Below are 13,560 nucleotides of genomic sequence, written 5' to 3'. Positions count from 1 at the left end.
TACTCTTGTATGTAGTATGTTTCAACATAATATAATCTCCTCCAAACGTTTGTTCTTGTCTGAAAATAATATAACACGAACACATGTTTTGTTCAATAGTTTTTTCGAACGATTGTTCCCCTTTTTTTTCAAAAGAAGACGAACTGGCTCATGCGACTAGAACAAATGGAGTTATTATTATTTTATTGGAAATCAATGGGTAAACCTGGTAAGGAAGACGCCTCGCATCCAATCCTGAAACAAGCAGACGAATCATATGGTTAACGGTTGATTTTTTTAGAACTTGTGTTTGTACGAACGGAAGTTCTATGTTATAATTTTACCAAACGTTACTAATGGGGTTGATGGGGAATGTCGAAGATATCTAGCCGGCAGCAAGCGATATTGGAATTTATCAGAAACGAAGTGCGGGCCAAGGGTTATCCCCCTTCCGTCCGCGAGATCGGTGAAGCCGTAGGCTTGGCTTCCAGCTCAACTGTCCACGGTCATCTGGATCGGCTTGAGAAGAAGGGATTAATCCGCAGAGACCCTACGAAACCTCGGGCCATTGAGATTTTGGGTCAGGAAGAATCCGAGAGCAGCAACCTGTTTACACATACAATTGCAAGAGTACCTGTAGTAGGTAAGGTAACAGCCGGTGTGCCGATTACCGCTACAGAGAATATCGAGGATTACTTCCCTCTCCCGCAGCATTTTGTCGGTGACGAGAAGGTGTTTATGCTTTCCGTCATGGGGGACAGTATGATCGAAGCAGGCATTCACAACGGGGACTATGTCATTGTTCGTCAGCAGCAGACTGCGGATAACGGAGATATCGTCGTTGCGATGACAGATGAAGATGAAGCGACAGTGAAAACTTTTTATAAAGAAAAGGATCATATTCGTCTGCAGCCCGAGAATCCGTCCTATTCACCTCTCCGGTTGAATCATGTGACGATTCTGGGTAAGGTTGTCGGCTTGTTCCGGGATATTCATTAATTTTGCCGTACAATTGTACAAGCCCTTGTTCTTTCGTTAAGAGAGAACAAGGGCTTTATATTTTGGCTTCAATCCAACTGCCCTTGCTGCCACAACGTGGCTACCTGTCCTAACAGGCTCTTCGTCTGATGTACGCCAGGATCAGCATTCATCATCCACACCCCTCCTCTTCGCGTCTCGGGGTATGCGATCATCATACATTGAAATCCACTACCCCAGCCCAAGGATGATATTTCCAGGCCCTCGCTGGATGGTTCCAGAAAAACGCCCAGCCCCGTCCACTTAAAGCAGCCTTGAGGTTTTATCATCTCTCCAGCAGTTTCGGCGGATATTCCCAGCTTGCCCTCTCCCTGAAGCGAAGCCAAAAGCTCCAACATTAACAACGCAAGATCCGTTGGAGTTGTCCATAACCCGGCTGCAGCCGGATAAGGATATATGGGGTATGGTTTAAGCAACCTTTCCCCATGCTTGTTATGTCCGCTCGCCGAGCCGGCCCGGATCTCGGCATCCGCCAGCACGATCCGGCTGTTGTTCATATGTAAGGGTTCGAAGATTCTATCCTGAAGTAGCTGACCAAAGTTCACACCCGTCACATCCTCGATCAGCAGCTGGAGTACGCCAAATCCGGTATCCGAGTATATAAATCGGCTGCCAGGCTCCGCGGTCAATGCAGCAGGCTCCGGGGAATAGGGGGTGGTGCCCTCCAGCAGCTGAGGCATTGCCGGAATGCCTTGTTCGCGAATATATTCACCGTGCCCCCCTTTAGGATCGACAAAGCCGGCCTGATGGCTGAGAAGCCTGCGCAGCGTAACCGCACGGAAATCATACGAAGGATGCTCGGGGATGGTCCAAGAGGTCAGATATGGTCTGATATCCTCATCCAAACCCAGAACCTTTTCCTCAACCAATAGCAGTGCCAATATGCTGGCCGCAAACTTGCTGATCGAGCATGCGTTGAACATCGTATCCGCCTGGACTGCCTGTCCGCGTCCCGCCTCCATTTCGCCATGACACTCGCTACGTTTGAGCATCCCGTCTTCAATAAAAGCGATGCTAAGTCCAGGTACATGCCTGAGCCGCATCATTTCAGCCATATTCCATTTATCCGTAATCAAAACTCAACCCCCCGTTCCATCTTCGCTCGTCAGGAGCTGTTAACTCAATTATAGAACATTTGTTCCTATTTTACAATATGCGCATCACCTATGAAAGTAAACAGCCTCACTCTGATGCTTCCTTCAGGTCTGACATGGCCTTAACCAACGATTCCGTCTTGCAGTGAACACAAAAAGCCCTGCCTAACAACGAGGCAGAGCTCACGAAATAAATTTTCGAATGTCTTGATTCCGAACAAAGCGGCTGCTTAATCTTACGGACACGCGCTGCTCATATTGGACTTGGATGCCAAATGTTGACGGTATTCAGTCGGCGTAACATGCATCCGCTTGCGGAACACCTGCGTGAAGTGCTTCACGTCCTGATAACCGATTTTCTCGGCGATGTCGACCAGCTTCAATTGCGTATGCTCCAGCAGATAGATCGCCTTCTCGATACGCAATCCGGTGACATATTCCTTAAAACCGCTTCCCGTCTTTTGCTTAAACACCTGGCTGAAATACGCCGGATTCAGGAAAACGACGGAAGCCACCTTTTCAAGCGTGACATCGGTATTATAGTTAGCCCGGATGTACTGTACCGCAACTTCCATCGCACGGTTTCCGCCCGGCGCGTAATAATCGAATTCAAACGATTCCGTATCGCGGCCCATTTTTTGAATGACGCCCGGTATGCTGTTGAAATCATGGATGACATCCGAGAATTGAATCTGAAAAGGAACCTTGACGTATTTTTTCAGATGGCTTTTCAGTTCCTCCACCAAGCTGCGCATGTGTTCCTTCGAATCCACCGTCATCAGACCGAGCAGACTTTTTCCGTCCAGGCTGGTGACGAACCCTTCACCGTACCTTTCAATCAGCTCGTTCAGCACGTTTTCTACGATATAATGCTCCAGATGTACAGCGTGATCGCTTTCCATTTTGATCAAGGCGAGCTGAAAATGGGGGTGGCGCTCCACGAACGGAGCAATATCCATATTCCCGATATCCAGTCCCATCGCAAAACGCTGAAAGACGGCTTCCCGCAAAAATTTCAGGTTGCTGCGCAGCATCTTGGTTTCCTGCTCCTGTTCGGCATCCCGCCCCACTTCCTCGCCAAGCTGCGTCATCATCGAGACGAGAAGCTCCTTGCCGATCGGCTTCAGCAGATAATCCTTGGCCCCCAGCCTGACCGCTTCTTTGGCATAAGCAAATTCCGAATAGGCGGAGATAATAACCCATTTGACATGCGGATAACTTCCGCGCGACAGCTGCATAAATTCCAGTCCGGTCATCCCCGGCATCAAAATGTCCGTCAGCACCACGTCTATCGGATCACTTCTCAGGATCTTGACGGCTTCGTCCGGACTTTCCGCTAAATATACGCCGTGCTCAGGAAAAGCCCTGCGGATCGTCCGTTTGATTCCTTCACGGATCACACTCTCGTCGTCCACGATCAAAATGTTCATTGAAAGTCCTCCCCTCTCGGCGGAATCGGAATCGTGATCCTCACCACCGTGCCCACATGAAGTTCGCTTTCGATATACAAACCGTAAGTCTCGCCGAACATCATGACCAGCCGGTCATGCACATTCCGGAGCCCGATGCCCCTTCTTGAACCGTTCCCTTCACCGTTGGTCGTTTCTACTTGTTTATGTGAGAGCATATCCCTGACTCTGTCCAGAGTTTCTTCATCCATACCTGCACCATTATCTTCGATCCGAATCATCAGTTTGTTCCCCTGCGCTTCCGTACTCACCCTCAAGTATCCTAACCCGCCCTTGGGCTCCAATCCGTACTTCACCGCATTTTCTATAATCGGCTGAATCGTCATTTTGGGCAGCCGCACGTCGATCCATGCTTCTTCGGCCGTGATATCGGTTCGGACCCTTCCGCCCAGCCTCGTTTCGATAATCGTCAAGTAATGCCGGATCTGCTCCAGCTCGCGTCCGAGCGTGGTCTGCGATGCCTCCTCCCAGTTGCTGCTGTATCTGAACATTTGCGACAAAGACAGCACGACCCGGCTCAGCCGTTCATTCTCCTGCTCATCCAGCATCCAGTAAATCATATCCAGCGTATTATACAGAAAATGAGGATTTACCTGGGCTTGCAGCGCCTGCAGCTGCGCGTTCTTTTCGCTGACCGTCGAGATTTTGATCGTCTCGATCAGTTCATCCATCCGGTGTACCATCCGGTTAAAGGAGGACACCAAACTGTTTATTTCATCAAAAGAGTTCACGTTTACCGAACCGCTGAAATTACCCATTTCTACCTTTTTCATCTCCCGGATCAGCAGCTTCAGCGGCGACGCAATATTCCGTGAAACGATGGAAGCCAGCACCGTAGACAAAATGATCAGTACCAGCACCACGATCAGCAGAAATTTCGTCGTCTGATATACCTCTGCCCGGATATCTTTTTTCGGGGTTAAGCCGTAGATCGTCCACCCGGCTATGGAAGTGTTTGCGCCTATGATCAACTGGTCGGAGGTATTGTCCACCACAATATTATCATCGGGCGATGGTGCCGGCAGCTTATCCAGCTCGGGGCGCTTTGCCCCCTTCTTTTCGGATGAAGCAATGATTTTGTGGTCTTCCCCTAGAATGTACACGCGCGTTCCCGGGCTGATGCTCACATTAGAGAGTGCTTCCATGATGGGGGAAGGATTCGTCTCAATCACGAGAATGCCGATCTCCTTATGGTTGGTCAGATCATACAATTTCCGGCCAAAGACGAACACCTTCTCCTGCTGCTGCATCGTGTTGATCGGCGACCCGGGATACAAGCCTAGCCATACCATATTGCCCGAGGATTCACCGAGTTTTTTGTACCATTCGGTTTGGGCATAATTGTTGTCGATGACGCCGGCAAACTGCCTTTCGTAGCTGTACACCTTGCCATCCTTCGATAAAATATGAATGCCCACCACTTCGCTTCGCGAATAGTAGGCTGCTCCGATAATATTGGTGATCGTACGCTCATTTATGACGCCGACCGCCGGATTCGAAGCGGTTTCCTGCAGCAGGCGCGTCAGCTCATAGTTGCTGTTCAGCGACTTGGACAAGCTGTTATATCCCTGCAGCATCAGATTGAATAGGCCGGCCGTCTGGGAAATGTTCTTCTCGGCGATATCGCTTACCTTCGAATGTATAATGGCAAGAGTACGATTGTAATACAGCACGCTGACAAGAATCAGAATTCCTGTCATGCACCCCATAAAAAGCAGGAACAAGCGGTTTCGTATGGATCGGAAGCGTCTCACAAAAGATGCGTTCTCCTTTCAAAAATCGACATTTCGTGTCAATTTTAGCATACTATCCGCTTGTTCCGTACTAGAAAATTTCTATATCAGCCCTTGACGGCGCCAGCTACCATCCCCTGCGTGATTTTATCCGCGAGCAGGAAGTACACGATGATGACCGGGAGCGCGCCAAGCACCAGAAAGGCTCCAATCGCGCCATAGTTGACCGAATACTGGCTGACGAAGCTGTTCACGCCGAATGGAAGCGTTTTGAGCTTTTCAGATGATATGAAGGTTGCTGCCAAAATGTACTCGTTCCAGATGTTAATGAACGTCAGAATGCATACCGTCATTACAGGCGGAACCGACACCGGCAAAATGATGCTTCGGAAAATTCTTCCGATGTTTGCACCGTCCATGACAGCCGACTCTTCGATCTCATGCGGAATGGTCTTCATAAACCCGCTCAAGATGAACACCGCGATCGGCATGGAAAAAGCGACATAGGGCAAAATTAGCGACAGATGCGTATTCAGGACGTGAATGTTTTTGAAAATAATCATCAGCGGCAGCAGTGTCGCCTGCATCGGAATCATCATCCCGACGAGGAACAGCAGCATCACGACTTGCCCGTAACGCCAGCGGAAGCGGCTGATGGCATAAGCGCACAGTGAGCTTAGCAGAATAACGGTCAGCATCGTTACCGATGTCACGAACAGGCTGTTCAGCAGGTAGCGAAAATAGTTCCCCTCCAGCGCGGCGCTGTAATTGCTCCACTGCGGCGCATGCGGGAGTGCGAAAAAGCTGCCAGACAGAATCTCTTCATTGGTCTTCAGTGAATATAAAATCAGCCACAGCAGCGGATACACCTGTGTCACCACCAGGATGGACAGGAACACGATCACGATCGTTTTTGCAATGGAATATCGTCCCCGCCCGGCAGCCGTCGCCGGCTTGTTCAATGAAACTGCAGTGCTAGTACTCATGGCGATGCCCCTCCTTTACGAGAACCGTTTTTCCAATTTGTTGAAGATCAGGTTGATCAAGAATGTCGCAACCAGACACAGAATGACCAGGAACGCGGCGATCGAGCTGCCGTATCCGTATTTCATGGACAAGAACGACATGTTGTACATATGGGTCGAGATGACATCCGTTGCATGCGCGGGACCGCCGCCCGTCATGACCATGACCATATCGAAGGCCTGCAGCGAGCCGATGAATGCAAGCACGATCGATATTTTAAAAATCGGGATGATATTCGGGAATGTGATGTAACGGTCGGCGGCGAAGCCGTCAGCGCCATCGATTTTGGCAGCCTCGTAAATTTCCTCCGGCACGTTCAATATCCCCGTATACTGAATCAACGTGTGATATCCGAGATACTGCCACAAGGCTACAAAATACAGTGAGTACATGGCGACGGAAGGTTCGGTAAGCCAGGCATGCGCCCAGGATCCAAGACCGATTGCTTCCAGCACCTGATTCAGCATGCCCCCCATCGAAGCAGGGTTATAGATTGTTTTCCACAGCTGTCCGACCACGACGACCGACAAAATGACCGGCAAAAAATAGCTCGATACGAGAAAATTCGGTCTGCGGATATACCGTTTCAGCAGGATGGCCACCAGCAGCGCGATAGGGATTTCCGCCATGGAAAAGACGGAAAACATCAGCGTTCTGCGCACGGAAGGCCAAAAAACCGGATCATGAAAAAATAGATTCCTGAAGTTGTCCAAGCCGATGAATTTGGATTCTCCGATCCCGTTCCAATCCAGCAGCCCGCTGTACATGGACACCATAATCGGCACAAACACGATCCCTACATAAATGATCAAGCAAGGCAGTACAAACGCGGCGATCGTCAGTCGGGAGACCTTCAGCACGTTCATAATTTACCCCCTCCTCTTCTGACTGGTTCTTTAAGGAGCAGAAGGGAACGGCATGCAGCCTTCGGCACGCGTTCCCTTCTCCACGGTCATGCTTATTTGTTGTTTGCTTCGAATGCAGCCTGATGCTCTTTGGCAACATCAGCCGCGTCCTTCTTCTGGGCAAACAGGTTCTGGATGCTGGTCAAGTGAACTTGAGCCGTGCCCGGATTCATCGTATTATCGAATGCCAGGTCTCCACCCTTCACTTCTTTGAAGAGATTCAGCACTTCCATGGCCATATCGGAGTATCCGGCTGCTTTAAAGTCGCCGTCCACTTTTTGACCGATACCTACCGCGCCTTTCGCATCGAACGCTTCTTTAGGGAAGTTGGTCATGAACCAGTTCAAAAACGCTTTTGTTTCTTCCAGATGCTTGCTGTCTGCGGAGATTGCGAACGCGCTGCCTGGTGCCAGCATGAATTCGTCCGGATTGCCTTTACCGTTAATGGTCGGGAATTTGAATACGCCAACCTTACCGTTTACGGAAGAGGTTTCGATGCCGCCGGTTGCCCAGGTGCCCATGAAGTACATGGCCGCCTTGCCTGTCTTGAACAGGTTCTCACCTGCGTTGTAGTCGAAGGAGGTTGCGCCTTCCTGGAAGGCTCCGGCCTGTACCAGGTTTTCGAACGCGTCTACCGCTTCTTTGAAGGCAGGATCATCAAACGTTTTCTTTTTCTCGAGAACGTCCTTCAGGAATCCTGGTCCATTGTTCGTGCGAAGCAGCATGTTCATGAACAGGAACGAACCCGTCCAGCTATCCTTCTCACCGATTGCCATCGGCTGGATGCCTTTGGACTTCAGCGTCTTCACCACGTCGAGCATTTCTTCGAACGTCGTTGGCACTTTCACGCCGGCTTGGTCGAACAGCTCTTTGTTGTAGTACACAACGGCGATGTTATTGCCGTCAGGGAGAGCATATGTGTTGCCGTCAAAGCTGTACCAGTCGAGCAGACCATCCTGGAAGGTGTCTTTAAGTCCGTTCTGGTCCAGCATATCGTTCAGCGGTGCCAGCAGCTTCGCATCGACGAAAGGCTGCATCTGTGCTGCAGGGTTCACGACCGTAATGTCCGGCACTTCCTTGGAAGCCGCTTGGGTTTTGAGCTTCAGCTTCTGCTGGTCGGTGTTCAGGGAATCCAGCTCGATTTTCACGTTCGGATGATCCGTTTCGTACTGCTTCACCAGCTTATTCATCAGCTTGTTCTTCGGATCGGTCGGATCCGGGTAGATGTTTTGGAAGGTAATCGTAATGTTCTTTTCCTTCGGTGTTTCCGTCGTATTGCTGGATGTGCCCGAAGCATTGGAGGAGGTGCTTCCTTCATCAGACTTGCTGCCGCCTCCGCATGCGGTCAAGCTAAGTGCCAGCGTGCCCGCCATAACAAGGCTTAACAATTTCGACATCTTCGCCATCGTTTAATCCCCTTTTTGTTTGGTATGAACCCATTATGCAGGGAAATGACGATTATAGGGAGGTGTGAAATTCAGGTTTTAGGTTTGTTTTCTATAGATTCCATCCCATGTCAGTCAACATTCGTCATAAATCAGCAATCAACTGGCTGTTATAGGAATCATTATCAAAAATCGCTTTTAATTAAAAAAGTTAACCTTTCTGGGCTTCGAGCTGCCTCTTGTCATGATCTTGGTCTTTCTTCGAATGCTTCCTTTAGTTATGACAACACTGTAATTTTCATTCTGTTTATTTGCCGACCCATGCGTTTAATATATATCTGAACTTCCAGAATGACGAATGTAAGGAGAATTACGGTATGGAAAATCATCATATTCAGCAAGCATTAGAAAGTCAGTCGGATACGATTGTGCATTTAGTCAGCGGAGAATTTTACCGCGGGATCTGTCAAAAGAACGACTCCAGCACCTTCAAGATCCTGACCGATGCCAATGAAACGATTACGATCCCTTACTGGACCGTAAAGCGAACGGTTTCGCAAAAATAACAGACCTGGATTCCCCTGATGGAGCCGGGTCTTTTTTTTATTCCCGGACCGCCCTATCATATATGAGGAGCCTAAGTCCTAGGCCATTCCAAAGTCTCGATTAAATTGCTGTAAGCATATACAATGAAGACGCGTGATTAACTAGACACAAGGAGACAAAGAAATGCGGACTTTCCTGAAGCTGAACCTCATCAGCATGCTTTATGCGATTACGTTTTTCATCCTGACGGAGCTCCTAGTGAATGTTTATCGGCTTGAAAGATTATCAGGTTACGAGCACATGAATACATTGATCGACGGCGTGATGTTAATCATTATGATATTGGCGCCAGTCGCTTTTTACTATCTTACCCAGCGTCTCTTGAGACAGCGCAAATCAAAGTACGCCGCTGCATTTTTATGGATCCCTTATTATGTACTGGCTATTGGCGCCTTTGCCTTGATGCTTCCGCTCACGGACCCGCAAGAGCAGCCTCTTCCCGCAGCGGGCTTGATCATTATCGCCCTAGGGCTGCTGCTTCCCGTTCTCATTACGATGATCAATGTCGCCACGACGATCCACAGCGATGCCAAAGGATCAGGGACTAGAACCCGTCATTTTTGACGCATTTCAATCAAACGGAATGGACTTATAGGGTGTAGCGCATCAAAAGTATGTTTTATTTCCGAAGATTACCGACAAGAAACACCAGCAGCACCAGCGGAATATAGATCTCTTTCAGCAATTCCGGTCCTTTTACGGTCAGGCTGACTACGATAAAAATCGCGACAAAACCGGTCTCCTCGCGTAAGTATTGACCAAACGTATGCTTCTTGATCCGGTACACCATAATACCAACATACAGCGCCATAAGCACCGTATAGACTATTGTAATAAACATATTCTGCAACTCCCATCCACAACGTTAAGTGTCAATCACGAGCTTTTCTATTTTATCTCGAAAAACGTACACAGGAAAAGAACCTGCTGAAGAATACTTCAGCAGGTCCTTTGTCGTCGGTATTCAATCGAGGAAAATCACAGGACATGAATAGACGGTTTGATATTTCCGATTAATTCATTACCAGATGAAGGCTTTAGAAATGATGACCAGCAAAATGAACAGAACCAGAATCGCTCCGATTCCGCCACCTCCAAAACCACCGTAACCGTAACCTGCTCCTACTCCGCCAACAACTTCGCTCATGTTCTACACCTTCCTTTACTTTAGAGATATCGTATCATATGGAAAAATCGGCTGATGGTCAGGGCGCTTCGGTAAAAAACAAAAAATCTTTCCAAAGCGGAACCTAATTTGTCATGTTCAGAATCAGAATTGATTTCTTTTCAACATGTATTTCATCCGTTTCACAAAATCCTTGTTTATTGGATCAATGAGACATTTTTTCGATAAACACTCATGGATAATAAAGGGATTTCAACATACATAAAATGAGGTGGACGCGTGAGATGGATACATGGACCGTATTTTTATGGATCGTCTTAGGCTTAGAAATCATATTTTGGTGACTACAGGGCATGTACATTTATTATTTATATGTTGTTAGCTTCACTAATTCCCGTTGAAGTACCGTATCGCCAGTCTGTGGTTTGAAGGGGGATCGGGTTACGCCATATTGGTTTTTGAACTTCTTAGTATATACGACTTGCTTTCTTTCATCTATATCCCTCCGTCATATATCTCGAGTAAATACAAAAGAACCTGCCAGCATAATGCCAGCAGGTTCTGAGTGGGATCTTTACTTAGAAGAAGAAAGATCTAGTAATGATAACAAGCAAAATGAACAAAACGAGGATCGCTGCTGTACTTGTGCCCAAACCTCCGTAGCCTACTCCTCCTACAACTTCGCTCATGAGTGTGCCCTCCTTTAAAATAGAGTACATCATATCTTATGGAATCAGCCGAGCTTTGGAAGGGCGATAAGGTAATTAAAATTAATTTGAATATCCGGGGAAACCATGCTTCGTTTTTTGGCTTCCAGCTCATTCTTTTGTAGGTGAGACATGACTTACTCTGATGTAGGCTAATCCTGATCGATCCGATTTTGAAAAATGGGTTCAAAAGTATTGTTATTTACTTCCCTTTACAAGCGGGAATACCAAGGGTAAGATAGACAGGATTTGATGAAAAATTTCCTTTGAAGCTGTCGGAAGAGTGCTCTCTTCCAAGGGCTTCTTTTTACGATATATGATTGGAGGATACATTGTGTTTGCTCTACTTAATAAAATGCGAGGTTGGCTAGAAAAACGCTCTCCTGCCCAGGCTATAACCGGCTATTATTTACTTGCCGTAACGATATCTATCGGATTATTCAGCCTTCCAGGCGTTTACAGACGTGGCACAGAGGTAAGCTTCTTTGATACGGTATTCACTGCAGTTAGCGTCGTAAGCGACACAGGACTTGCGGTACTGAACGTTGCAGATACCTTCAGTGTTTTTGGATACTTCATCATTATGTTGGTGCTGCAATTCGGTGGACTTGGGATTATGGCGATGAGCACCTTCTTCTGGATCCTTATTGGACGTAGAATTGGATTGCGTGAACGCCAGCTTATTATGGTAGACAACAACCAGTTTCAATTATCGGGGCTGGTTCAATTCATCAAGGAAATTCTGGGAATTATTTTGCTCGCTGAACTCATTGGAGCTGTTGTTTTCGGAATACACTTTCTTCATTATTTTCCAACCTGGCAGGAAGCCTTTCTGCAGGGATTGTTTGCCTCAGTCAGTGCAACAACGAACGCCGGAATGGATATAACAGGACAATCCCTGATACCTTTTGCCCATGACTATTTTGTACAAATTGTTACCAGCTTCTTGATCATATTCGGAGCCATCGGATTTCCTGTATTGATTGAAATAAAGACTTTTTTAGCAAGAAAAAGAGACAAGCAGGCTCAGCCATTTCGTTTTTCCTTATTTGCCAAATTAACGACATCGACGTATGTCATTCTTTTGATCGTCGGGACAATTCTTATTTTCCTGCTTGAATATCAGCATTATTTTAAGGGAATGTCATGGCATGAGGGCTTCTTCTATTCGTTCTTCCAAAGCACTTCAACCCGAAGCGCAGGATTAACGACGATGGATATCACTCAAATGTCAGAATCTACTCTGCTTGTTATGAGCATCTACATGTTTATCGGAGGATCTCCAAACTCTGTAGGCGGAGGAATTCGAACCACGACCTTTGCAGTATGTACCTTATTCGTATATCACTACGTCAGAGGGAATCGAGAGATCAAAGTGTTTAACCGAGAAATTCATCCGGATGATGTCATGAAATCACTGGCGATTATGCTGCTTGCCATTATCATGTGCGGAACCTCCGTTATTGTGATCAACATTACGGATCCGCATCATCAACTGATATCCATCATTCTGGAGGTGTGCTCAGCCTTTGGTACGGTAGGGATGTCCACCGGCATTACACCGGAACTAAGCGCCTTTGCCAAATGTCTGCTGATGCTGCTCATGTTCATCGGTAGAATCGGTCTGACATCGTTTATCTTTATTATTGGAGGCAAAAAAAAGAAACCGAAAATTCATTATCCTGTGGAGAGAGTGATTTCGGGGTAACACACAAAATACCTGTGCCGAGGATCCCTTTGATTGCACATCCGAATCCATCAAAAATTGATCTGAAATGATGCATCCTGATTTGTAAGAAAAAACTCACCCGAAAAGGTGAGTTTTTGTGTGTAGAGTCCTGAGTCAATAACCATTTATGAATGGGTGTGTTTTACTCATTATGAAAGTAGAATGGTAAGCTAAACATTAAGCTCCCACCAACTAACATTGATTGATACATCAGCATTAGCTTGTTCATTTTGTAACAGAACAACCAATGTTTGATTGGTCGTCCTGCTGGGGATGAGCCATTTACCATCAAAATGGATTTCTGTCGGTCCACCTAATTGTTGAATCGTTTGTAAAAGCACGCCACCAGTAACCGGGTTCCCGGTTTGAGCTACCCATGTTCCAGTGACTACACTCGCATCTGCAAATCCCCAATTGGTATTACGAGGTGTTGCTGACGTCCCACTCACGCTCAAGGTAGCATTGCGATACATGCTAATTACTGAAGAAACAGATGATGTAGCTCGAATTAATTCAAACCGGATAGTCTTTCTTGAATTTGCTGGATTCGTTAATGCGAGAGCCAAGAAACCATTTGCACCACTAACAGATTGGCTTCCGGTTGTAATAGTATAATACAACCCATTTTGAGCGGCCGAATACTCCGGAGGTACTGCACCTATAGGATTATAGATCGGATTATTAAAAACATTGTTATTCGTCATTCATTTTCCACCTACATTACTCTCTTTTATCATTATTTTTATGTTATCAATAAGAATAA

Annotated in this window: 14 protein-coding genes; 4 read left to right on the top strand and 10 right to left on the bottom strand. The window is 47.1% G+C overall.

All coding sequences use genetic code 11. The annotated features are described in order from the left end of the window. Positions 1 to 351: 351 nt before the first annotated feature. Entirely contained in the window at positions 352 to 978 is a 627-nt protein-coding gene (lexA, locus tag PCH05_RS11645; protein ID WP_127602563.1) for a transcriptional repressor LexA, read from the top strand. Positions 979 to 1,046: 68 nt separating this feature from the next. Here the strand turns inward: lexA and PCH05_RS11640 are convergent, their stop codons facing one another. The 6 genes from PCH05_RS11640 to PCH05_RS11615 form a co-directional block, all read right to left on the bottom strand. Further along, positions 1,047 to 2,093, bottom strand: a complete 1,047-nt coding sequence (locus PCH05_RS11640) for a serine hydrolase domain-containing protein (RefSeq protein ID WP_246049496.1) — start codon at positions 2,091 to 2,093, stop codon at positions 1,047 to 1,049. Positions 2,094 to 2,347: 254 nt separating this feature from the next. Then, the gene (locus tag PCH05_RS11635) at positions 2,348 to 3,541 is read right to left on the bottom strand and encodes a response regulator transcription factor (protein WP_127602562.1); all 1,194 of its coding nucleotides are present in this window, start codon (positions 3,539 to 3,541) and stop codon (positions 2,348 to 2,350) included. Continuing rightward, complete coding sequence (locus PCH05_RS11630) at positions 3,538 to 5,280, bottom strand: sensor histidine kinase (RefSeq protein ID WP_246049494.1); 1,743 nt, start codon at positions 5,278 to 5,280, stop codon at positions 3,538 to 3,540. Before PCH05_RS11630 ends, PCH05_RS11635 begins: the two co-directional genes overlap by 4 nt. A 140-nt stretch (positions 5,281 to 5,420) precedes the next feature. Beyond that, a complete protein-coding gene (locus PCH05_RS11625) occupies positions 5,421 to 6,299 on the bottom strand; it encodes a carbohydrate ABC transporter permease (RefSeq protein ID WP_127602561.1) in 879 nt (292 codons plus the stop codon). A 15-nt stretch (positions 6,300 to 6,314) separates the two neighbouring features. Next, positions 6,315 to 7,205 carry a carbohydrate ABC transporter permease gene (locus PCH05_RS11620; RefSeq protein ID WP_127602560.1) on the bottom strand — a complete coding sequence of 297 codons (891 nt, stop codon included), beginning with the start codon at positions 7,203 to 7,205 and terminating at the stop codon, positions 6,315 to 6,317. 92 nt (positions 7,206 to 7,297) lie between these two features. Next, positions 7,298 to 8,650: an extracellular solute-binding protein gene (locus tag PCH05_RS11615; protein WP_127602559.1), complete on the bottom strand. Its 1,353-nt coding sequence runs from the start codon at positions 8,648 to 8,650 to the stop codon at positions 7,298 to 7,300. 356 nt (positions 8,651 to 9,006) lie between these two features. On the opposite strand from PCH05_RS11615, the gene PCH05_RS11610 reads away from it, so the two are divergent. Both PCH05_RS11610 and PCH05_RS11605 read left to right on the top strand, forming a co-directional pair. Continuing rightward, on the top strand, positions 9,007 to 9,195 hold the full coding sequence (locus PCH05_RS11610) for a hypothetical protein (protein ID WP_127602558.1): 189 nt from the start codon (positions 9,007 to 9,009) through the stop codon (positions 9,193 to 9,195). A 163-nt stretch (positions 9,196 to 9,358) separates the two neighbouring features. Further along, complete coding sequence (locus PCH05_RS11605; protein WP_127602557.1) at positions 9,359 to 9,799, top strand: hypothetical protein; 441 nt, start codon at positions 9,359 to 9,361, stop codon at positions 9,797 to 9,799. Between the two features lie 55 nt (positions 9,800 to 9,854). Here the strand turns inward: PCH05_RS11605 and PCH05_RS11600 are convergent, their stop codons facing one another. The 3 genes from PCH05_RS11600 to PCH05_RS11590 form a co-directional block, all read right to left on the bottom strand. Further along, the gene (locus tag PCH05_RS11600) at positions 9,855 to 10,076 is read right to left on the bottom strand and encodes a hypothetical protein (RefSeq protein ID WP_127602556.1); all 222 of its coding nucleotides are present in this window, start codon (positions 10,074 to 10,076) and stop codon (positions 9,855 to 9,857) included. Between the two features lie 180 nt (positions 10,077 to 10,256). Then, a complete protein-coding gene (locus tag PCH05_RS11595) occupies positions 10,257 to 10,382 on the bottom strand; it encodes a dihydroorotate dehydrogenase (RefSeq protein WP_127602555.1) in 126 nt (41 codons plus the stop codon). A gap of 557 nt (positions 10,383 to 10,939) precedes the next feature. Then, on the bottom strand, positions 10,940 to 11,050 hold the full coding sequence (locus tag PCH05_RS11590; RefSeq protein ID WP_127602554.1) for a sporulation protein YjcZ: 111 nt from the start codon (positions 11,048 to 11,050) through the stop codon (positions 10,940 to 10,942). Positions 11,051 to 11,423: 373 nt separating this feature from the next. Between PCH05_RS11590 and PCH05_RS11585 the strand changes: the two genes are divergently transcribed. Next, on the top strand, positions 11,424 to 12,776 hold the full coding sequence (locus PCH05_RS11585) for a TrkH family potassium uptake protein (RefSeq protein ID WP_246049500.1): 1,353 nt from the start codon (positions 11,424 to 11,426) through the stop codon (positions 12,774 to 12,776). A gap of 191 nt (positions 12,777 to 12,967) precedes the next feature. Here the strand turns inward: PCH05_RS11585 and PCH05_RS11580 are convergent, their stop codons facing one another. Continuing rightward, positions 12,968 to 13,501, bottom strand: a complete 534-nt coding sequence (locus tag PCH05_RS11580) for a hypothetical protein (protein ID WP_127602552.1) — start codon at positions 13,499 to 13,501, stop codon at positions 12,968 to 12,970. Positions 13,502 to 13,560 lie beyond the last annotated feature (59 nt).

Source organism: Paenibacillus chibensis, from assembly GCF_004001045.1.
Classification (GTDB): Bacteria; Bacillota; Bacilli; order Paenibacillales; family Paenibacillaceae; genus Paenibacillus_AQ; species Paenibacillus_AQ chibensis.
Note: the sequence above shows the minus strand (reverse complement) of the source record. Positions and strands in the feature narration are given on the sequence as shown.